General features: G+C 36.1%; 15 protein-coding genes. 7 read left to right on the top strand and 8 right to left on the bottom strand.

From position 1 onward, the window contains the following. Positions 1 to 6 precede the first annotated feature (6 nt). Complete coding sequence (locus KRODI_RS12265) at positions 7 to 978, top strand: homoserine kinase (protein ID WP_013751928.1); 972 nt, start codon at positions 7 to 9, stop codon at positions 976 to 978. A 77-nt stretch (positions 979 to 1,055) separates the two neighbouring features. Here the strand turns inward: KRODI_RS12265 and KRODI_RS12260 are convergent, their stop codons facing one another. The 3 genes from KRODI_RS12260 to KRODI_RS12250 form a co-directional block, all read right to left on the bottom strand. Further along, the gene (locus KRODI_RS12260) at positions 1,056 to 2,345 is read right to left on the bottom strand and encodes an amidohydrolase family protein (RefSeq protein ID WP_041295702.1); all 1,290 of its coding nucleotides are present in this window, start codon (positions 2,343 to 2,345) and stop codon (positions 1,056 to 1,058) included. A gap of 1 nt (position 2,346) precedes the next feature. Further along, the gene (locus KRODI_RS12255) at positions 2,347 to 5,307 is read right to left on the bottom strand and encodes an amidohydrolase family protein (protein ID WP_013751926.1); all 2,961 of its coding nucleotides are present in this window, start codon (positions 5,305 to 5,307) and stop codon (positions 2,347 to 2,349) included. An 82-nt stretch (positions 5,308 to 5,389) separates the two neighbouring features. After that, positions 5,390 to 6,487 (bottom strand): DUF3810 domain-containing protein, encoded by a 1,098-nt coding sequence (locus KRODI_RS12250; RefSeq protein WP_013751925.1) that lies wholly within the window; start codon positions 6,485 to 6,487, stop codon positions 5,390 to 5,392. Between the two features lie 364 nt (positions 6,488 to 6,851). Between KRODI_RS12250 and KRODI_RS12245 the strand changes: the two genes are divergently transcribed. The 3 genes from KRODI_RS12245 (at position 6,852) to KRODI_RS12235 (ending at position 10,423) form a co-directional block, all read left to right on the top strand. After that, the gene (locus KRODI_RS12245; protein WP_013751924.1) at positions 6,852 to 8,453 is read left to right on the top strand and encodes an FMN-binding glutamate synthase family protein; all 1,602 of its coding nucleotides are present in this window, start codon (positions 6,852 to 6,854) and stop codon (positions 8,451 to 8,453) included. A 338-nt stretch (positions 8,454 to 8,791) separates the two neighbouring features. Continuing rightward, a complete protein-coding gene (locus KRODI_RS12240) occupies positions 8,792 to 9,319 on the top strand; it encodes a hypothetical protein (protein WP_013751923.1) in 528 nt (175 codons plus the stop codon). 39 nt (positions 9,320 to 9,358) lie between these two features. Continuing rightward, positions 9,359 to 10,423, top strand: a complete 1,065-nt coding sequence (locus KRODI_RS12235) for a tetratricopeptide repeat protein (protein WP_013751922.1) — start codon at positions 9,359 to 9,361, stop codon at positions 10,421 to 10,423. A 251-nt stretch (positions 10,424 to 10,674) separates the two neighbouring features. On the opposite strand, the gene KRODI_RS12230 is transcribed toward KRODI_RS12235, so the two are convergent. After that, positions 10,675 to 13,053 (bottom strand): TonB-dependent receptor, encoded by a 2,379-nt coding sequence (locus KRODI_RS12230; protein ID WP_013751921.1) that lies wholly within the window; start codon positions 13,051 to 13,053, stop codon positions 10,675 to 10,677. A gap of 442 nt (positions 13,054 to 13,495) precedes the next feature. Between KRODI_RS12230 and KRODI_RS12225 the strand changes: the two genes are divergently transcribed. Next, positions 13,496 to 13,966: a hypothetical protein gene (locus tag KRODI_RS12225; protein ID WP_013751920.1), complete on the top strand. Its 471-nt coding sequence runs from the start codon at positions 13,496 to 13,498 to the stop codon at positions 13,964 to 13,966. Positions 13,967 to 14,117: 151 nt separating this feature from the next. Here the strand turns inward: KRODI_RS12225 and KRODI_RS12220 are convergent, their stop codons facing one another. Further along, on the bottom strand, positions 14,118 to 14,714 hold the full coding sequence (locus tag KRODI_RS12220) for a DUF6642 family protein (protein WP_013751919.1): 597 nt from the start codon (positions 14,712 to 14,714) through the stop codon (positions 14,118 to 14,120). 350 nt (positions 14,715 to 15,064) lie between these two features. Between KRODI_RS12220 and KRODI_RS15150 the strand changes: the two genes are divergently transcribed. Next, positions 15,065 to 18,715: a PAS domain-containing protein gene (locus KRODI_RS15150; protein ID WP_013751918.1), complete on the top strand. Its 3,651-nt coding sequence runs from the start codon at positions 15,065 to 15,067 to the stop codon at positions 18,713 to 18,715. A gap of 116 nt (positions 18,716 to 18,831) precedes the next feature. Here KRODI_RS15150 and KRODI_RS12210 read toward each other — a convergent pair whose 3' ends face one another. Next, positions 18,832 to 19,149, bottom strand: coding sequence for a winged helix-turn-helix transcriptional regulator (locus KRODI_RS12210; protein ID WP_013751917.1), 318 nt, complete (start codon positions 19,147 to 19,149; stop codon positions 18,832 to 18,834). A gap of 117 nt (positions 19,150 to 19,266) precedes the next feature. Between KRODI_RS12210 and KRODI_RS12205 the strand changes: the two genes are divergently transcribed. Further along, positions 19,267 to 19,779, top strand: coding sequence for a lactoylglutathione lyase family protein (locus KRODI_RS12205; protein ID WP_013751916.1), 513 nt, complete (start codon positions 19,267 to 19,269; stop codon positions 19,777 to 19,779). 75 nt (positions 19,780 to 19,854) lie between these two features. On the opposite strand, the gene KRODI_RS12200 is transcribed toward KRODI_RS12205, so the two are convergent. Together KRODI_RS12200 and KRODI_RS12195 are read right to left on the bottom strand one after the other, a co-directional pair. After that, positions 19,855 to 22,128 (bottom strand): aconitate hydratase, encoded by a 2,274-nt coding sequence (locus tag KRODI_RS12200; RefSeq protein ID WP_013751915.1) that lies wholly within the window; start codon positions 22,126 to 22,128, stop codon positions 19,855 to 19,857. A gap of 501 nt (positions 22,129 to 22,629) precedes the next feature. After that, entirely contained in the window at positions 22,630 to 23,583 is a 954-nt protein-coding gene (locus KRODI_RS12195) for an AAA family ATPase (RefSeq protein WP_013751914.1), read from the bottom strand. Position 23,584: the final 1 nt, after the last annotated feature.

Genomic DNA, 23,584 nt, shown 5'->3' with positions numbered 1-23,584 from the left:
AATTATATGTCTCAAGAAATGCATAAAAAAGCCACGGTACAAAGCCTTGATAATCCTACTGAGATACGCGTATTTTGTCCCGCTACAGTGGCAAATGTAAACTGCGGTTTTGATTCGCTAGGATTTGCCCTCGAGGGTATAGGTGACGAGATGGTTTTTAGAAAAACTGAAGGTCGCGGAGTTACGATTACAGAAATTACAGGTGATAAGCTCCCAATGGAAGCTCATAATAATGTGGCTGGTGTGGCGGGTAATGCAATGCTAGAAGGCGTTAATGCAGATTTTGGAGTAGAAATAGAAATTCATAAAAAGATACGCTCCGGTTCTGGAATAGGCAGCAGTAGTGCAAGTGCTGCAGGTGCGGTGTATGGTATTAATCAGTTTTTAGAACAGCCATTATCTAATCTTGAACTCACGCGCTACGCCATGAAAGGCGAAGCACTAGCAAGTGGCAATGAGCATGCAGATAATGTGGCTCCTTGCATTTATGGAGGTACCACGCTCGTTACTGGCTACAATCCATTTAAAGTAATTGCATTACCTCCCATGGATACGGTTTTCGTCGGGATTTTACATCCTCATATTACTATTAAAACTAAAGAAGCGAGGGAGATTTTACCCACGCACGTGCCTCTCAAGGATGCCATTGCACAATCACAACATCTGGCAGGCTTTGTTGCCTCGCTTTATGAATGGGATAAGCAATTATTTAAGGAAAGCATCAAAGATGTACTTGTAGAGCCACATCGCAAGCAATTGATTCCCCATTTTGATGAGATTAAAGCGATTTCTCAAAAAAATGGATGCATAGCCTTTGGTATTTCTGGCAGCGGACCTAGTATGTTTTGTCTCGCTTTCGCGAAAGCGGATATAGATCAATACCTATCTGAAAGTACCGCACTTTATGAAGGTAATGGACTTCAAGTAGACAGCTACTCCAGCCGAATTTCTGGTAAAGGTTGTATAGTGATTAAATAGCCATTAGTAATCTACCGCAAAATAAAAGCCCGAGCAATTGCTCGGGCTTTATTCATTAATATAACTAAGAGTAAGGATTACTCCTTTTGTCCATACTTCTCTGCATAACGCTTTGCAAGCTTGGTCTGGTGAGACTCTAAACTTATATCACGCCCTTGGATAAATGCTCTCGAAAGAATGTTTCCTCTCATGTCTAGTGCATTTCCTTCACTTATAAAAAGTGTTGCATCTTTTCCTACTTCAAGTGTCCCAACAGTGTTTGAAACTCCCATGATTTTTGCAGGATTCATTGTAATCATTTTAAGTGCATCTTCATCACTCATACCAAATTGAGTAACCTGTCCTGCATAAAAAGGAAGATTACGCACTTGCCAGTACTCTGAGTCGTATCCTAGCGCTACAGTAACACCAGCATCTGTAAGTAACTTAGGCAACTTATAAGGTAAATCATAATCGTGATCCTCCATAGAAGGTAGTTCTTGTACACGCTGTAAAATTACTGGCATATTTGCCGCTACAAGTTCTGCAGTTACTTTGTAAGACTGGTATCCTCCCACAAGAACTACATTTTTGAGGTTCATCTCCTTTGCAAATGCTATCACATCAAGTATTTGCTTCTGATCATTTGCAGAGACATATACATTTTGAGTTCCATCAAAAATACCACGCATCGCTTCAAAAGGAAGATTTTTTGATGTGTTTCCTTTTCCATAAGCACGAGCATTATTGAAAAAAGTTTTGATTTCGTTTACATCTTTACTGTAATTTTTATTTGGTTTATAACCTGGCTCCTCACCTAACCACCAGCGACCGCGTCGCATAGAACTAGGCCAGTCCATAAAGATACCTTCGTCTGTCTTATAAGCAGCATCTTCCCAGTTCCATGCATCAAGTTGAACAAGAGATGAAGAACCGGAAATAGTACCTCCTACAGGACGAATTTGCGCCATAAGTACGCCGTTTGGTCTCATGCTCTCTACTACTTTAGATTCTGCATTGTAAGCGATAATACCACGTACGTGCGGTATTAACTCACCTATCTCATCATCATCATTAGATTGCCTCACGGCCGCTGCTTCTACAAGACCTAATGTAGTGTTTGTAGCTATAAAACCAGGGTATATATGCTTTCCAGTAGCATTAATGACTTCACCTTTAGTGGTTGCACCTCCGCTTTGAATCGTGCTTATTTTACCGTTTTCAAAAACAATCGTAGCATTTTCTACTACGGTTCCGTTACCTACGTGAGCGGTTGCTCCTGTAATAGTGTAGGCAGCAGATTGCGCTGAGGCCGGTGTTTGTTGTGCGCTTGCAGTTGCTCCTAAAAGGAAAACAACGGCTACTAATAGTTGTTGTAGTGTCTTCATCTTAGTAAAGTGTTTGTTCTGTATCACAATGCATACGTTGTTTTTCTTTCTTTTTGGCAGGTTGCGTTTGTAAGCCTTTATTCTTTTCTGCAAGCATCATTGCAGTAAGTTGTGCTTTCTCGCGTTGTACTGTATTACGAAGTTCTTCGTCCTTGTTCATATCGAAAAATACTTTTCCTTCTATAATCGTTTTCTCTGCTCTCGCTTTTATACTAAGTGGGTGATCCGTCCATATGACAACATCTCCATCTTTACCAGGCTTTAAACTACCTGCGCGATCATCCATGTGTAATAGTTTTGCTGGATTAAGAGTTACCATTTTCCAAGCATCCTCTTCAGAGATACCACCGTACTTATGAATTTTTGCAGCTTCTTGATTAAGACGTCTAGACATCTCACCATCATCTGAGTTAATAGCAACGGTTACTCCTGCTCTATGCATGATTGCTGCATTATAAGGAATAGCGTCATTTACCTCATATTTGTAAGCCCACCAGTCTGAGAATGTTGATCCTCCTACACCATGTTCTGCCATTTTATCTGCAACTTTATATCCTTCAAGTATGTGTGTGAATGTATTGATATGAAAACCAAACTGCTCTGCCACTTTCATGGTCATGTTAATTTCACTTTGCACATAGGAGTGACAAGAAATTAAACGATCCATATTAAGGATGTCTACAATAGTTTCCATCTCCTCATCCATGCGATAAGGTTGACCGCTCTTTTTCTTTGCTTCGTATTCTTTTCCTCTTGTAAAGTAGTCCACAAATACTTGCTCTACTCCCATTCTCGTTTGTGGGAATCTTGAGAAGCTATTCCAGTTTGCTTGCTTTACGTTTTCACCCAAAGCAAATTTGATAAACTTCTTATCTGAAATCACCATCTCATCAATAGGTGATCCCCACTTTAATTTCATTACTGCACTCTGTCCTCCAATAGGATTTGCAGATCCGTGTAATAATTGAATAGCTGTAACTCCACCAGCAAGATTGCGGTAAATATCAGAATCGTCTGGGTTAACTACATCACTCATGCGAACCTCTGCCGTAGAGTTATGACCAGACTCGTTGATTGCAAATGCAGCAATGTGAGAGTGCTCATCTATAATACCAGAAGTTACATGCTTACCAGTACCATCTACTACCATAGCACCACGAGCAGAAAGGTTTTTACCTATTGCACTAATCTTTCCATCTTTTATTAAGACATCAGTATTTTCTAGAATACCTTCGGCTTCATTTGTCCACACAGTGGCATTTGTGATTAAAATATCTTGCTGTGTCGGTCTTGTTTCAAAACCAAAAGCCATATTAGGGAAGGTAAGTGGCATAACCGTAAGAGGTTTGTCCTCTTCTTTCTTATCGTCTTTATCTTTACTTGCGTCTAATGCTTTCTTAGTAGAAGTAAAGTTTTTCTCAGAACCATCTGCAAGAATTGCTTTACCTCTTAGACCATCTGCAGATGCTCTTGCTACAAGACGTACAAATTTTCCTTCGCTTTGAGGGAAGGTTACTGTTACCCATTCATCGCTATATGAAAATTCGCTTTTTACATCTTCTGTTTCTTTTTTGAGACTAGCTTTTGCTTTTTCTGTTGAATTTTTAATCTCAAGCTCATATGCTGCTCCATCAATATTCATGGTATAAACACCGTCAATATCAACTGTGTTCATATCCTTGATAACTGTTTTGTTACCTTGAATCCAGTGCTCATAAAGCTCTGTGTCTTTTTCAAATACTTCTCCAGAAGTAATCATAAAGTTTGCCCAAGCTCCTGTTTTAAGAACTCCTAGCTGACCGCTCTTTCCAATCATTGTTGCTGGAATAGTAGTGAGTGCTTCTAACGCTCTTTCCTTAGAAAGACCATACTTGATTGCCTTCATCAAGTGGTCTTTAAAATCTTTTGGAGATTTATGTGAGAATGTAGTAAGTGCAAATGTCACGCCTGCATCTTGTAATGCCTTAGGATTAGTAGGTGCTTGATTCCAATGTTTCATATCAGAAAGCGCTACATATTCGGCGGCATATGGGTTTTCCATATCGTAGGCATCTGGAAATTTAAGTGGGAGAATCATCTTACGATTCATCGCCTTAACTTCTCCGATACGCTTATACTCATCACCACCGGCAATAATTACATAGTCGATACCAAACTGGTCTCCTAGTTTATCTATACGAAGGTCATCATATAAACCATCACCTTCAAAAAACTGCGGAAGACCTTTGTTTCGCGAAAGCGCCTCCAAAGAAAGATCCTTAGTGTCTATATTTCCTTTCTCATACCAGTCTAAATCATGCTGCAACTGGCGTAGTAATGCTGTTGCTCCCATTTTAGAAGATGGATATGACTGACGTGAGGTTACACTCTTATCAAATGAGAAATACTGACCAAGGCGATCTTCTATCACGCGGTTTGCAGTATTTCCATCATTATTAAGTGCGATAAGCGCTCCTGTACCACGTGCAATACCATCGTGTTGATGTGTTACAACTACGCCAAAACCAGCCTCAAGATATTCGGATGCTTTTTTTGAGTCGTATTTAAAATCTTGATATCCATCTTGCTCAGATAAGATGTGATCATTCCAGTAAGCTCCCTCGCGAGAGTTATCATATTGTGAAGCACGTCCAGATCCTCCTGCACGCTTAGGCTTATCGATACCAAAATTAGTATAGATGTCTACAAAGGATGGATAGACATGTTTACCATTAAGATCTATAACAATAGCATTTTTTGCATATGATGAAGATTTGCCTACAGAGACCACTTTTCCATCTTGCACTACAAGCGTTCCATTTTTAATGGTTTCTGTAGGAGTGGTGTGAATGGTGGCGTTTGTGAACACCGTGTAATTTTGGTTTTTGGACTTGACTCCAGCGTTTGCTGGAAAATAATCTTGCCCATACATCGTAAATGAGCAGCTTACTAGCCCAAAGACAAGTAATTTTTTAAAGAACATAGGTTGAAAGTTTAGATCCTAAAGATAGCCACCGTATTAACGTTCTATTAAGGTTTAGGAAACTTTTAAGAGACTTTTAACATCAGAATGTATCTGGAAAACGCTGATCATAGTTAACCAAAAGTGCTACCATATAACTATAGCTCTTTAATCCACCTGGTTGATTATTTGCCTTTAAGTAATTGCTGTAAAACAGATCAAACAGTGGTTCCAGCGGATTATCCATCGCATCCCAGAAATCTCTAGAGTCTTGATAGTTTACTAAAATACCTGGATTAAGACGTGCTTTCAAGTCTTCTCCTAATTCCTTATCACGGCTGTACACATCATTGAGCGCATAGCGCAACGCAAAAATACTCCCTGAATATTGAAAATATAAATCCTCGTTATTAAGCGTTGCCATCACAGCAATAAAGTTGGCTTCATTTTCCTTTGCAAAACCGAGCTGATGTGCTTGCTCATGTGAAGAAATCACTGGCCATCGATGAGCTGGCACCATTCCATTAATTTGCGCCTCATTAGTAATAGGATTGAGATAACCACTATACCCCATTATAGACAGAGGGTATCGCAATAGCGAATTCTTAATACCCTGAGGTGGGTAACTAAGCTTTGGGAACTGAGTTTTAAGCGTCTCATAACCATTAAGCGTTCCCTTAAATATTTCTTGAAGACAAGTACTTTCACCTTCTGTATTGTCACAATAAACCACTCGGCTATTTTCATCTTCGGCAAGTTGATTGTGGAGGTTATTGCTATTTGTAATGAGCTTCTCTGTAAGTTGTACTAGCTCTTCGGTGGTGTACTCATTACCGATACCTAAAGATTCGTGCAAGGGAAGCCTATTATAATTCATCCCCCAAAGCAAATTAAAAGCACCATACACTATAGAAGTAATGGCTAGCATTTTTAGAAGAAAGGTTTTAAATCCTCTAAACTTGTTTTTAATGAGTAGTACAATTTCGCGCAAAGCGAGCACAATAAGCACAGCATACATGATTTCACCAAATGAAAACGGCAGCCAGCCAAAAGCATATCGAGACGCCTTTGACATGATAGGATACAATCCGTTGCTATAATATTGCTCTACCAGTTGCGGGTAACTCGCCAGCCAGCGAACCAAGACCATCTGCGGAATGAGAAGTAAGCCAATAATTAATAAGGTTTTATGTTTTTTCAATGTAGATGTGCTCTTTATAGTCTTCCGTAAATTTATGATAAGTTATTTGATTTGTGAGGGTGTGAGTGGTTTGATGTGATGTGATGCTACGTACTCACTCGAACTCAACGCTCCCCTAACCTTATGCATTCCTCTCGGTCGTTTCTCCCTCGTCGGAGGCAAGGAAGAGGAGAACTAAAGAAGTTCTTTTTGCGCAGCAAAAAAACTTAAACCCCACAACAGTGTCCGTCATTGAAGAGGGAGTCAGGGAGATGTTACGTATAGTACATCAACCAAAACTTCCCCAGAGAAGTAAGTAATAAACTTGAATTAAAATTTCAGACTAGGAGATAGTAAATTGTATTTTAGTGCAAAAATTGAATACATGGAAGGAGTTCTTGAGTTTTTAGGTAATATCTCATGGTGGATGTGGCTGATTTTGGTGGTAATAATTGTCGCTATACGAGATATATTTTTCAACAAAAAGCATATTATTACGCGCAACTTCCCAGTTGTGGGACATTTTAGGTATATGCTTGAGAGTATTGGACCAGAGTTACGCCAGTATATTGTCGCAAATAACCGTGAGGAACTTCCTTTTAATCGTATTGAACGTGGGTGGATTTATGCCTCTGCCAAAAATGAAAATAACTACGAAGGTTTTGGTACCGACCGTGACATCAACCAGTCGCATTATATCTTTATTAATAATGCGATGATGCCCTACAAGGTGGAAGAAAATCACCCTAATGCAAAAGACCCTTACTTCCTTGCATGTGCAAAAGTGATGGGGGCTGGCAGAAGAGCGCGCCCTTACAGACCTAGTTCTATTATTAACGTAAGTGCTATGAGTTATGGTAGCCTTTCGGCGAAAGCGGTAGAATCTTTAAATCGAGGTTGTGCAAAAGCATACGCCTATCACAATACTGGTGAAGGCGGACTCTCCCCTTACCATAAAAAAGGCGGTGATGTAGTGTTTCATTTTGGAACAGGTTATTTTGGAGTGCGCACCGAAGACGGCGGATTCTCTATGCCAAAAATGAAAAAACTTGTAGACGAGAACCCACAAGTACGCGCCATAGAAGTAAAACTCTCACAAGGAGCCAAACCTGGAAAAGGAGGTGTACTCCCAGGATCAAAAATTACTAAGGAAATTGCCGAAATACGTGGTGTGGAAGTGGGCAAAGATGTACTCTCTCCTCCTAACCATAAAGCATTTTCTAATGTGCCAGAATTGGTTGACTTTGTAGAAAGTATCGCTCATGAAACAGGACTCCCAGTAGGAATTAAAGCTGCCATAGGAAAACTGGATGCGTGGCGCGAACTAGCAAAAATAATGGCAACTACTGGTAAAGGACCAGATTTTATAACCATAGATGGTGGTGAAGGAGGAACCGGCGCTGCCCCGCCAAGTTTTGCAGATCATGTGGCGCTACCTTGGGTTTATGGATTCTCAGATATTTATAAAATTTTTAAGGAATACCAGCTCACAGAGCGTGTGGTATTTATAGGCTCAGGAAAGTTAGGATTCCCAGCTAAAGCCGCCATGGCTTTTGCGATGGGTGTAGACTGTATCAATGTAGCCCGAGAGGCCATGCTTGCCGTAGGTTGTATACAAGCAAAGGTATGCCACAACAATACCTGCCCTTCTGGTGTTGCGACCCAAAACAAGTGGTTACAGCGCGGTATAGATATTCCAGATAAGGCAGAGCGCACACACTATTACTTTAAAAATTTCAAGAAAGAACTACTAGAAATCACTCGCGCCTGCGGCTATGAGCACCCTTGCCAGCTCACCATGGACGATGTAGATATTAATCTAGGAGATAAAAACCTCACCCAGACCCTAGCAGATGTGTATGGATACAATAAAGTAGCCGTACCCTTTAAAGGAGCCGCTACCCTCATGGCATGCCCAGATCTAGGAGGTAACTATAACAAAGCAGAAGTTGCCGACGAAATTGATATGAAAGACGTGCGTTATTAAAAGTACGCTTTCGCGAAAATGTGAATCCTAATCACATAATTGCATTAAATACCACCATAATACGGATAACCGTATGTAAATAATAAAAAGGAGTTGTATGTTTAACAACTCCTTTTTGGGTTTTAAGAAGTGGTTGATGTGTTATTTTGACATCTATTGAGATGATGTTAAAGCTTTATTTGTAATATTATGCGCGGCACATAACTTTAAAATTTATTGTATGTTTAATCCCACAGCCTATACTCTAAATATTTTTAAATCAGATATCTACACAGTCATTAAGGTACAATCGTTTTGTAATTTTAGGGAATTAACAAAAATTTGTTCAAATTATAAAAATGCAAAAGATAATTAAAAATCGAATTCCAATTCACGTTGACTTAGCTCCAAATCGAAATGAAGTTTATTCTGGAATTTACCTAAAATCGAATAATAATATTTTTGTCTTTATCAATTTTAATGATGACTCAAAAGAATACGATGGTTTCGCAATAATTAGGAATTTTGAAATACAAAAATATCGAGAATGGGACGACAACGAATTAAGTGAAATAAAGAATAACAATTACACGAATTTTATTGGAAAACTACCGCTCGAAAAAATGAATAATTTCTTTAAGTGCTTGTTGATATTAGAGAATGAAGAGTTGATTACAGTGTTTACAGAAACTGATGATGATTCATATTATGTAGGAAGAATTGAAAATATATCTGAAAACGAAGTGGAATTAAAATTAATAAATGAAAATGCGGAATGGATTGAAAATGAAAAAATTAAAATAAATGCTATTAGTTATATTGGGTTTGGAACGTGTTATGAAAAAGCACTATTAGATAAAAGAGTTTTGGATAACCCCAATAATTAAACTAAATATAAATTTGACTTTTTATAACAATACCATCTTATGAATAAAATAGTTCTATTTATCATTCTTCAACTCATTGTATTTACTGCTTTCGCTCAAACCAATAAAGAGCTAGCTCTAGAAAAAGCAAAGGAGGCCATCACTATAATGGATGAGGGTAGAATTGATGAAAGCATTAAGCTTTTGGAAGAAAGCCAGAAGCTCGATCCTATAAACTATTCCTACCCCTATGAGATTGCTTACGCCCATGTGTTAACTAAAGACTACAACCAAGCTTTAAAAATTCTAAAAAAAATAAAGAAATATGACACTTTAAATAGCCAAGTCTATCAAATGTCTGGTAACTGCTATAGTTATTTAGGCAAACCAGAAAGGGCTATTAAAGAATATGAAGAGGGAATGGAACGCTTTCCTAATGCCGGTAATTTACATCTTGAAAAAGGAAACGTATATCACCATCAAGAAGAATATGATCAGGCAATAGTCAACTATCAAAAAGGGATTGAAGTTGATCCTACATTTGCTTCCAACTACTTTAGACTTGCTAAGCTCTATTTAAATTCTCCTGATAAGCTTTCAGGTCTAATTGATGGAGAGATATTCATGAACTTAGAAAGAACCACCGACCGCACCATCGAGATGAGTGAGCTTCTCTATGAGACCTATAAATCCTCCATTACTTTTGGAGATACAGATATCTCTATTGATTTCTGTGAGATTAACATTGATGCAACAAAAGTAAATATTGACGAGCCTGTAAATCTTCCATTTTGCGGCATTTTTGGTAAGAATATTACCCTAGCTATAATTGAAGAAAAAGAAATTACTTTAAATTCACTATCAAGAATAAGAGAACGATTTATTGAGAATTACTACCAAGAAGATTTGAGCATACATCAAAATATACTTTTTGCTTATCAAAAAGAGCTTCTTGATAAAAATCTATTTGACGCTTATAATCATTACTTGTTCCAAATTGGTAACGAAAAAGAATACAATGAATGGTTAGATACTCATCAAAAAGAATATGACGCATTCGTAGAGTGGTACACTAATGATGAGAACACAATAGATATAAATATTCAAAATAGATTTGTAAAATAAAATATTTTGAAACTGATGTGATTTTAGAAGCTCAAAAAAAAGAAAATGATTAGAACATATAGCTAGTTCTCACTTTCATATATAATATGTGTAGCCTTTTTGCCTTTTGGCATAAGGACAGAAAAAAAACTCATAGAAGATTTATTTGAGTAAATAAAACATAGGCTGTCATAAATTATATAAAATGAGAATGATCACCTTAAAGAGATGACCATTCTATTTTATTTTTAGTAAATTAATTTATTTGGAAATTAGAAGTTATAGCTTATAACCGCAGATAGCGTTCTAGGATCTGTCTGGTTTATAAATCTTGTTCTATAAGCATTATATCCAATCTCATCAAAAAGGTTATTGACTAATAATCTCCCACTCCAATGCTCATTAAAGGTATATGATGCTTGAAGATCTACTTGAGTAAAAGATGCTATGTTAAACGGCTCTTGGTTAGGTATAATTCCCTCATGGCTTATTGCTCCTGCAGACCAATCATTCACAGGTCTATCTCCAGTATAATAAATACCTCCACCTAATGCTAAGCCTTTGAGCTTATTTGTAAAGTTATAATCTAAATAAAGATTTGCTGTATGACTAGGTGTATTGAGAGGTGAAGAACCATACACAAATGAAGTATGCTCTTTATATTGCGCGTCTATGAATGAATACCCAGCTACTGCCGTTAGGTTTTCTAATATACGACCAGTAAGTTCTAATTCTATACCTTGTCTCTGGTCATTACCTCCCTTTTCATAAAATCCTGTTGCGATAAAGTTGCTGTCATAAACTGGTAAATTAATGTTACGATTATTTATTTTAAAATAGGTTGCATTAAAACGTAGTCGATCGTTGTACCAGCTCGTTTTTAGACCTGCTTCAAATTGGTCAAAACGTTCATTTCCTAATGCATTACCATTAATATCTATTCTACTACCTGTACGAGGGTAGGCACTATTTGTATATGAAGCAAAAACATTAAGATGTGATACTGGTGACACTACAAAACCTACAAGAGGACTAAATGTGTCGCTACTTGTAATTTCATTAACAGTTATTGTTTCTGTAGTGCTATAGCGCAAACCAATAAACGTGTTAAGCCATTTATTCCAAGAAATAACATCTTGTACTACAAACCCTAGAGCATTGGTCTCGGCAAAACTTAGATTTTCATTTTGAAAACTTATACTAGGTAATACGCTACTGTTAGCTTTAAATACATTGAGGGTATCTACTACATTTATAGTTTCACTACCAGTAGAAGCGTTTGTTGTCCTGTAGTCTAAACCTATTTGAAATGTATGCTTTATGGCGCCAGTTTGAATATCCTTACCCACTAAGTCTAATTGTAAAGTACTGTTATCATCTTTTCTATATGAATTTGAGTAACCTCTCTGTCTTAGATTGTACTGTATCTCATCATTTGTAGCAATAGCCCCGCCTAGACTTGCCCCTTTATCTTGGAGGTCTAACTGTGATGCATAGTAAGCTGCTTTAAGAGTGAGCTTATCTGAGAGAATACGATCAAATCGTACAGAATATGTTGTATTCTTGGTAATTGCTTTGTCATTTTCAAAACCTAAAAATTGATGATGGGGCAAGTCATAAATTGCATTTGTATCATTCTCGTCAAGATTTACCGTTCCTATATCAGGAGTACGACTATCATAAAAATGATCAAGTTCTAGGGTAAGTTTTGACTTATCATCTATCTTAAACTCAAGTGAGGGATTGATATAAAATCGCTGTGATGAAATTCCAGAACGGTAACTATCTGATCTTTGAATAGCCCCATTGAATCTGTAAGCTATAGTTTCTTTTTCATTAAGCGGTCCATAAACATCTACTGTTGTACGTGTGAGTCCATAACTCCCTAAGCGTTGCGAAACCTGACCTCCAAAGCGGTATTTAGGAGTTTTAGTAACAATATTGACGACTCCACCTGGGCTTCCTAGATCTGTAGCTACACCTTGAGTTATAGCAGCAGCTCCCTTAAGAACTTGAATATTATCTACTCCTTGCATATCTGTAAGGATACCCACACCTCTAAAATCTGAATGCACACGAACGCCATTTTTTAAAATTGGAATTCCTCTGAAGCCTCTGGAAGAAATACTTTCTCTTTTATTGCCATATGTGGCAAATGTGTAAACTCCAGGTACGTTTTTTGTTGCATCAGAGATTGTCAAAGCTCCTTGCTTTTCTATAAGTTTTTCAGAAATAACAGATATACTTTGTATCTGTTCGTGTGGAGCTAACGGTAACCTAGTTAAAGCTTCTATTTTATCTGGATGACTATTACGTCTTCCAAAGACTTCCACTTGTTCAAGCGAATTATCAAATTCTAGTACAATATTATAAGTGTTTATTTGATTTGATATAAAGCTTGCCTCTATGGTTTTTGTTACAAAACCGATGGCACTTATCTCAATTTTATAAATACCTTCATTCTTTATAGTAAGTGTGTACATACCTTCCTCATCTGCCATTGTACCTTGTTTGAGAGTAGGAATATAAATATTTGCAAATGGTATTGCCTCCTTATGTTTTCCTTTTGCGGTTCCTTCGATAGTAGGATTTGTCTGAGCCATTGTGACTGATAGAAAAAGTAATTGCGTGAAAAGTAATAAATATTTCATTATTTGTTTTTATTTAGATTAAATATAAATAGATCGCAAAACTAGCATGATTCCTTTTAGCAAAAAAGCTATTTAGAATTAATCTAAATTATTTTTTTATAATTATGATTAATGTATTAAGAATGAATATGTTTGATAAAGATTGAGAAGGTTGAAAGAGTAAAACGGCAACGACAATTGTATAACAACTCATATTTACACTTAAGAGACTACTAAATCCATAAAGTCTAAAGTCTCGCGATAGAAGATTAATAGTACGCTAATAGATTATAGGAAGCCAGTTATTTAAGCTTTTGCTAATGATTTCTCTGACTCGAAAACTTGAAGATTGTAACAATATTTGAATAGCGAGACAAATAAAAAGTCAACCTAGCTTCCATAATAAAACAAGTAAATCCTGATATTATAGAGTTAACAAATTAATAGTAGTTTTCAACTTATTATGAAGAGCCGACTATCACTCCCAAACCGCATAATACATGGCATTACCATACTTATAACACTGGTGGTACTAATGGATTTTGCCTTGCCTGGAACTCGGTATACGGAAGATGTGGTATCCATATCTAAAAACAAAGAAAAATATTATAATGCTGGCGGAAACTCGCACAATACGTATCATGTAGTGACTGCTACTCGTCAGTTTTCGGTTTCAAAGGATGTTGCTACTACTGCAGAAGATAAACAAATTGATTATGCACTGTCTTTGCTCTTTAAAGAAGTTAATGGGTACAAGCTAGCTTCATCAAATAAGAATCAAATCTACTCTTTTAGAGTAGTTTTTGGACTGGTGCTTCCACTGCTTGTTCTTCTTGCAATAGGCATCAGTTATCGCTTTAAAAAAGATATGAGCATCCTGCTTTTTGTCCTGCAAGTTTTAACAGTAGGGAATCTTATTATGCTGTTACTTTAGAGCGCTTTCTAGTATACTATATTTCAACAATTATAATGATATCGAGTTTATCATTCCGTTGTTATTAATGTGCTTAATGAATGAGAAGATAATGTTGATTTTTCACATTTTCGCGAAAGCGAATTTTACAAAATCACACTTTAAGTAACGATTAATAATACAATCTAAAATCAAGCAGTTTACAGAGTTTATAATGTTTTTGAAACATCTCCTCCACCACTTCTTTAAAGTCTTCGTTTTCTTGAAACATACTAAAAAACACTCTATCTATAGTATCTGTGCTCGATAATGTGTTCTTGCTAGATCCATAGCCAGAGATTGCACGGGCACCAGTAACATCAAGAAAGTATTGTGATTCTTCGTCAGTTAAGTCGAGTGCTTTTTTATTTGAAAAATGAATGATTTTACCTGTCATTCTTCCTTCAAAAATTTCGGCAATTTCTTCAATGCTGTAGTAATAATCATTGAGCATGATATTATTAGGCTGGCCTGGCATAATAAGGTAAATAATTTCATAATCCTTAAAATTATGGTCATCATAGATGAGGATATTGAGGCTTTCCTCTAGGCTTTCTATAGAATCACAGGTTTTATAAATACTAGCGATTCCTTGTTTTAAAGCAATATCTTCTAACGTAGTAATTACCTCTGTAGTAATCTCGTGATCCACATCTGAAACCGCCTCTAGACAGTAAATAAACTTTTCTGCTTCATTATAAAGTGCTAGGTGAGACTGGGTATCTTCCATAAGAAGTAGTTATATATTTAAATACTAAATACACGGTGTCGCAGAGAGTATTTGATTGTCTTTTCTTACAAAAATAAAAGAAAACAATCTTTACAACTATTAAAGATTATTAAAAAAATGATGCTTATATTCTATCAGCCCAAACAGATAAATGATTTAAAATTAATCTTAATCTATCGCATTTACAAGCCGATAAAGCATTAAATTCTACAAACGTTTGCGACGTTTTTACGCTTTCGCGAAAGCGGAATCTAATCTTTTTTATTAATGTAAGTAGTATATTATATATTTTTAATAATTTTATTTATTGAATTAGTAATAAGACAATTAGCCGTCTAAATGACAGCATTATGGCTGAAGCTATAACAAATATGGAAATAAATAAAAAGTCTAAGTTTCAAGAATTAGAAAGACAAATAGAGGATTTAGAATCTGCAAGGGAGCACGATTATAAAACGCTGTTTGATAACTCTACAATTTCTATATGGAACGAAGACTTCACTCTCGTATTTGAAGAACTTGAAAGACTTAGAACTCTCAATGTCTCCAATATCAAAAAATATCTTAAGAAAAACCCTGAGACCTTATCTACATTATTAGGAAAGTTAAAAGTAAATAATGTAAATGGGGCTACTTTAAAATTGTTTAAAGCAGAAAATAAAGAGGATTTTTTTAATAATATTCAAAACACATTTGGAAAAGGAGCATCAAAGGTTTTTACAAAACTTATAATTGCGATTTGGAAAAAGAAGAAAGCATTCATCTCTGAAGTAAACTATAAAACCTTAAAGGGAGTTGAATTTAAGGCTTTGTTATCTGTACGTATACCTCAAACTTTATTAGAACAAAAATCAGTGCCAGTCACTATCCAAGACATTAGTGAATTAAAAGCCGTACAATCTGCCAAGAAACAATCTATATTAAAATTACAACAGGCTCAAAAATTAGGGAGAATGGGTAGTTGGGAATGGAAGTGGAAAACAGATGAAGCTTACTGGTCTGATGAAATGTATAAAATTTATGGTGTTAAGAAAGGAGAATTTGATCCTACTAGTGACAATGTAAGGGAGTTAATTTTTGAAGAAGATAGATCTAAGGTAAAGAACGTTATCAAAAAACTTTTTACCGAAAGATCAATGGAGCCGTTCGAATTTAGAATTGTAAGGACAAACAATGAAATAAGACATCTAAGTATCCTAGGTATAGAGTTTATAAAGGATAAAGTTTATGGTGTAACTCAAGATATAACAGATAGGAAAATAATAGAAGACGATCTAAATGAAGCACAAAAACTTGCCAAGGTAGGAAGCTGGATATTTAATACTGATGTAAGAAAAATGGAATGGTCTAAGGTGATGTTCCACATTTGGGGATTTGATCCAAGTCAAGGCACACCTCCCTACAAAGTATTGCTTAATCATGTCCATCCAGATGATATGGAATTGTGGGATAGTTGTATTAAAAGGGCTAGCTCTCAAGGAATTCCATATGATATAGAACATAGGATATGTCTGCCTGATGGAACACAAAAAGTAATAAGGTGTATATGTGAACCTGTACTAGGTCCTAACGGAACTGTTATTGGTTTAAAAGGAACCGGTCAAGATATTACAGAGCAAAAACTTATAGATGAAGCATTAATAGAGGCAAAAGAAAAAGCTGAAGAAAGCAAAAATCATTTAAATAGTATAATAAAGAATATAGGAGATCCAGTCTTTGTAAAAGATGACCAAAGCAGGTTGGTAATAGTTAATGAAGCCTTCTGCACACTTTTTGGATTTGAGAGACAAGAAATTATTGGTAAGACACTCGCTGAGGAGGTCTCACCTGCTGAAAGAGAAGCCTTTTTAAGTATAGATAAACAATTAATAATTGATGGAATAGAAAACATAACAGAAGAGTCACTGACTATAAGAGAGGGTGAAACTCAAAGAATTTCTACAAGAAAGACACGCTTTATTGATTCTAACGGAAATATTTTTATCGTTGGAGTTATACATGACATTACAGAACGCTTTAAAACAGAAAACTTAATAAAAGAAGCAAAAGAACGTGCAGAAGAAAATGAAGAACGCTTTCGTATACTAATGCTTAATCTAGAAGCTGGTGTAGTTGTTCATGCACCAGATACATCAATTGTGCAGTGCAACTATAGAGCATCTCAGATTCTAGGTTTTGATGAGAAGTATGTACAAGGAAAAACAGGTGAAAGTATGGAACTGAAACTTGTAAATCTTAATGCATCCCCACTAGCAATTGCAGATTATCCTGTAAATAAAATTGCAAAGACAAAAGAGTCAATAAAAAACCAAGTTATAGGCTTGAAGCGAGAAGATAAAGAAGATATTACTTGGGTAACTCTCAATGGCTTCCCAGTATTAAGTAGTACTGGGGAGATCAAGGAAATTGTGATGATTTTCATTGATATAACTGCGCAGAGACAGAATGAAAAAGACAAACTAAAAGCTAAGTTATTATTAGATAAAACAGAGAAAGAATTAAGTGATGCTCAAGCCCTAGCTAAAATAGGTAGCTGGCTTGTTAAGCCATTAACTATGAAAATGGAATGGTCTAAGGAAATGTATAACATTTGGGGTTATAAATATGGAAAGGACAACCCTGAGTATCTAAGCGTCATTGATAGAGTTCATCCAGATGATAGAGAAATACTTAAAAATGCAGTAGATGAAGCCACTAATTCTGGTGCGCCATATAAGATTGAATATAGAATTTGTATTCCTGACCATCCTCAAAAAACTGTACGGGCAATATGCCAACCTATAATGGATGATGCCGGAAATGTCATAAGTCTTGCAGGAACAAATCAAGATATCACACAACAAAAATTATTATCTAGAGAATTAATAAGTGCCAAGGAAAAAGCGGAAGAAAGTGATAGATTAAAATCTGCTTTTCTTGCAAATTTAAGTCACGAGATGCGTACTCCTATGAACGGTATTTTGGGATTTTCAGAATTATTGAGGAGAAAAAATATATCAGAAGAAAAAAGAGATATCTACTTAGAACTTATAGAAAAAGAGGGACATCGCTTATTAAGTTTTATTTCTAACATTGTTGATATTTCCAAGATTGAATCAAACATTATTCATATTGATAATTCACGAGTTAATCTAAATATTATCATAAAAGATATTTATTCAAAATATCTTTTAAAATTAGAGAATTCAGGAGTGAAACTCATTATAGAAATGGGGCTTGATGACGCAGATAGCTTCATTGAAACAGATGAAAATAAATTAGTACAGATTATATCAAACTTATTAGAGAATGCTATAAAATTTACTAAACAAGGAACAATTGAATTTGGATACTCCCTTTATGAAAAGAACCTTAAATTCTTTGTAAAAGATTCAGGTATTGGAATAGAAGAAGAAGAACAAAAAAACATTTTTGACAGGTTTACACAAGGAAGACGCGAGCAAACTCATAACCTCGGTGTAGGTCTTGGCCTTTCTATTGTAGAAGGTCTCATAAAACTTCTAAATGGAGAAGTGTGGATCGATTCTCAAATAGGAGAAGGATCAACATTTTTCTTTACAATACCTTATAAAAAAATAGTCAGCAAAACTAACTTAGCAAATACATTTAATGAAACTACTTTAGAAAGTGGTGATTTTACAATCTTAATAGCAGAAGATGACAACTTAAGTTTTCTTTATATACAAGCTTGCCTTTCGGATTATGACTGTACCATTTTACGAGCTATTAATGGAAAAGAGGCTGTTGAGCTAGTTCACAAAAATTCTAACATAGACTTAGTGTTGATGGATATCAATATGCCTATTATGGATGGTAATGAAGCATTAGAGGAAATAAGGAAGACTAATAAAGAACTTACAATCATTGCTCAAACCGGGCTAGCAATGTCAGGAGATAAGGAAAAAATGCTTAATGCTGGCTTTGATGATTACATATCAAAACCAATTTCTACAACCATACTAACCAACACAATAAATAAACATTTGAAAATAACTACATAGCCTAGGATTCGTAATTGTGATAAATTCTTCTTATTGCATCTTATGTTATTTATATACAAATAGCGCTTTCTTTTTTCTCTTATAAATCATTCTGCTATTTACATTAAGCAATCACTTCAGTAAATATTATTTCCATCGATAGCTCCCCAAGCATCAAGGCTTTTTAAAATAGGTATTAAAGAAGCCCCTCTCTTTGTAAGGCTATACTCTACCCTCGGTGGTACAACAGGGAAAACTTTTCTATTAACAAGACCATCTTTTTCTAATTCGCGTACGGTTTGTGTAAACATTTTATTGGAAATTCCTGGCACTTTCTTTTGTAATACACCAGAACGTAAAGCTCCTTCTATTAAGTGAAATAAAACCAATGGTTTCCATTTGGTACCTATTAAATTCATAGTGTAATTAAGCGGGCAGGCAATTTTATTACTCATTTATTAAGTTTATATTATTGTATTTCAGAATTTTACTCTTTTAGTAATGTATATAACATTTTGGTAAGTTATTGACATCTTAAACAATATAGTCTAATTTTGAAGAAAAATATAATTATGAGCACTATTAAGAATTATCCAAAATCATTTTCTCACATTGGTTTATCTGTTCCAGATATCAAAAAAGCGGTTGCGTTTTACTCAGAGGTTATGGGGTGGTATGTCATTATGCCTCCATCTGTCGTAAAAAAAGAAAAAGAGACTGCAATAGGTCAAATGTGCATTGATGTTTTTGGCGACGATTGGGAAACTTTTGAGATAGCACACCTATCTACTTCTGATGGTATAGGAGTAGAGTTATTTTCGTTCCCTCACGGTGTAAAAGAAGCTCCAGAATTCAACCCCTTTAATACAGGACTTTTTCACTTTTGCGTTCAAGATCCAAATATTGAAGAACTCATTGAAAAAATTGTTTCTTATGGAGGAAAGCAAAGAATGCCCATAAGAGAGTACTACCCAAAAGACAAACCTTATAAGATGTGTTACGTAGAAGATCCTTTTGGAATTGTATTTGAAATATACACTCACAGTTATGAGTTGACATATTCTTCTGGAGCCTACGCAGAATAAAAAGTGTTCATACTTCAAAAAAAAAATCTCCGCTGTTACCAGCGGAGATTTTTTATAGTTTAAAAAGATTACTACTTATGCAGCGTTCTCCTTTTTTATTAAATTAAGGGCACTTCCCTCACGGTACCATGCTATCTGAGCATCGTTGTACGTGTGGTTTACTTCAATAGTATCCTTACTTCCATCTGCATGTACAAGCTCTACTGTAAGTGGCTTGTCTGGTGCAAAGCTAGCAATATCTATAAAGTTGAATGTATCGTCTTCTTGGATTAAGTCATAATCTGCTTCATTTGCAAATGTGAGACCTAACATTCCCTGCTTCTTAAGGTTTGTCTCGTGTATACGTGCAAATGATTTTACAATCACGGCAGCTACACCTAAGTGGCGAGGCTCCATAGCAGCGTGCTCACGTGAAGAACCTTCACCATAGTTATGATCTCCTACTACTACAGTTTTAATTCCCGCTTTCTTATATGCACGTGCAGTATCTGGTACTCCACCAAATTCTCCATCCATCTGGTTCTTAACAAAGTTTGTTTTCTTACCAAATGCATTTACAGCACCTATTAAACAGTTATTAGAAATGTTATCTAAGTGACCTCTATAACGTAACCATGGCCCAGCCATTGAAATGTGATCTGTAGTACATTTCCCAAAAGCTTTAATAAGCAATTTCATTCCTTGCATTTCACTATCAAGGATAGGCTCAAACGGAGTTAATAACTCAAGGCGCTCAGAGTCTGCAGCTACTTTTACAATTACACCACTACCATCTTCTACTGGAGCAAGGTAACCATTATCCTTAACTTCAAATCCTTTTGGAGGAAGCTCCCATCCTGTAGGCTCGTCAAACATAACTTCTTGACCATCTTCATTAAGAAGCGTATCTGTCATAGGGTTAAAATCTAAGCGTCCAGAAATTGCAATTGCTGCAGTAACTTCAGGTGAAGCTACAAATGCGTGTGTATTAGGGTTACCATCTGCACGCTTTGCAAAGTTTCTATTAAATGAGTGTACAATACTGTTTTTAGGAGCATTTTTTGGATCACTGTAACGTGCCCATTGCCCAATACATGGTCCACAAGCATTTGTAAAAATCTTAGCATCTAGTTTTTCAAAGATTCCTAAGATTCCATCACGCTCTGTAGTATAACGTACAAGCTCAGATCCAGGGTTGATCCCAAGTTCTGATTTCATTTTTATTCCTTTATCTAGTGCTTGTTGCGCAATAGATGAAGCTCTAGATAGATCTTCATATGAAGAGTTTGTACAAGAACCTATAAGTCCCCACTCTACATTAAGAGGCCATTCATTTTTAGTAGCTTTCTCAGTCATATCCTTTCCTACCGTTGTAGAAAGGTCTGGAGTAAAAGGTCCATTAAGTAAAGGTCCTAACTCAGAAAGATTAATATCAATTACTTGATCAAAATACTGCTCAGGATTTGCATATACTTCTTTATCTGCTGTAAGATATTCTTTTACATCATTTGCTGCGTCTGCAACATCTGCACGGTCTGTAGCACGTAAGTAACGCTCCATAGACTCATCATAACCAAAAGTAGAAGTTGTTGCTCCTATCTCTGCTCCCATGTTACAGATAGTACCTTTACCAGTACAAGACATTGCTGTAGCTCCTGGGCCAAAATATTCCACAATTGCTCCGGTTCCTCCTTTTGCAGTAAGAATCTCAGCTACCTTAAGAATAACGTCTTTAGGCGCTGTCCATCCAGAAAGTTTTCCTGTAAGTCTAACTCCTATTAATTTAGGAAATTTAAGTTCCCAAGCCATTCCAGCCATCACATCTACAGCATCTGCTCCACCTACACCTATCGCAACCATTCCTAGTCCGCCAGCGTTTACAGTGTGAGAGTCTGTACCTATCATCATTCCACCTGGGAAAGCATAGTTTTCAAGAACTACTTGGTGTATAATACCAGCTCCTGGTTTCCAGAAACCGATACCATATTTATTAGAAACAGATTCTAAGAAGTTAAAAACCTCACTAGATACATCGTTTGCGTTCTTAAGATCCTTTTCAGCACCTTCTTTTGCTTGAATCAAGTGATCACAGTGTACCGTAGTTGGCACTGCAACTTTATCTTTTCCAGCTTGCATAAATTGCAATAATGCCATCTGTGCAGTAGCATCTTGACAAGCGATACGATCTGGAGCAAAGTCTACATAATCCTTACCACGAGTAAACGCTTTAGAAGCTTTTCCCTCCCATAGGTGAGAATATAAAATCTTTTCAGAAAGTGTCAAGGGCTTACCTACAAGGTCACGAGCGGCGTCTACACGCTCAGTCATATTTGCATAAACCTTCTTGATCATATCAATATCAAATGCCATATATAGTGTATTAGGGTTGTTAATTAGTACCGCTCAAATTTGCGGTTCACGAAAATACAAAATACCTCAAAGAATAACAATAGCTGCAAGCCCCATAGTTAGCCTATAGCGCGTATTGATAAACCATCTTAAATATTGCGAAGTAATTATCAAATTCAAAAAAAGAAGTAACTCAAATTATCATATTGACAATTTAACCCTCATAAAATTTCCTCATTGTAATGGTCCGCTTTCGCGAAAATGTGATTTTATTGAATATAATATCACGCATATACACTTATGCTATCTAGAAAGCATGAAAATTGAAGTAAAATTGACATTTATGAATCCTTTTCAATAATCCCGAAATTATGTGAAATAGAAATAGCCATTATATCACGAGATGGATATAATGGCTTAAGATTTTTAGCAAATTAGCGTATAAATAGGTTGTTATCAAAAGACTGCTTCCGTAGGTATCTTACTTTTGAGATTACAGCAGCAATTTTTCGCGAAAGCGTATTAGAATAAGCTCTTAATAATATCTTCTATACTTAGACCTTCTGCTTCTGCTTTATAATTTTTTATCATTCGGTGGCGAAGTATACCGGTGGCTACTGCCTGAACATCTTCAATATCTGGTGAGAATTTACCTTGCACAGCCGCATGAGTTTTTGCTCCTAGTATTAAGTTTTGTGATGCTCTTGGCCCCGCTCCCCAGTCTATGTAATCATTTACAATCTGAGCCGCCTTGTCTGTTTTAGGTCGGGTTTTACTTACAAGATTTACAGCATATTCAATTACGTTGTCTGCAACTGGAATACGTCTTACTAGCTGTTGAACATCTATAATCTCTTGTGCACTTAGCAGTGCATTTACCGTAGGTTTTGCCGCAGATGTCGTTGCCTTTACCACGTCTACCTCTTCTTGAAAAGAAGGGTAATCGAGGTTAATAGAAAACATAAAACGGTCTAATTGCGCCTCTGGTAATGGATAGGTTCCCTCCTGTTCTATTGGGTTTTGAGTGGCCAACACAAAGTAAGGAAGCGACAGTGGGTATCGCTCTCCTGCAACCGTTACCACGCGCTCTTGCATTGCTTCTAAAAGTGCAGCCTGCGTTTTTGGAGGTGTACGGTTAATCTCATCTGCAAGGACAATATTTGAAAATATAGGTCCTTTAATAAATTTAAACTTACGAGATTCATCCAGAATTTCAGAACCTAGAATATCACTGGGCATTAAATCTGGTGTAAATTGTATTCTCTTAAAATCAAGTCCGAGAGTTGTTGCAATGGTATTTACCATCAAGGTTTTCGCGAGCCCAGGAACACCTATAAGTAAAGCGTGACCTCCAGAAAATATAGATAAAAGAATCTCATCAATTACTTTATCTTGACCTACAATAATCTTTGAAATTTCTGCTTTTAGAATCTTGTGTTTCTCAACTAGATTCTTGATAGCCGCAACGTCAGACATA

The organism is Dokdonia sp. 4H-3-7-5, assembly GCF_000212355.1.
In the GTDB taxonomy this organism is placed as follows: domain Bacteria; phylum Bacteroidota; class Bacteroidia; order Flavobacteriales; family Flavobacteriaceae; genus Dokdonia.
This window is presented reverse-complemented; position numbering and strand designations above follow the sequence as displayed.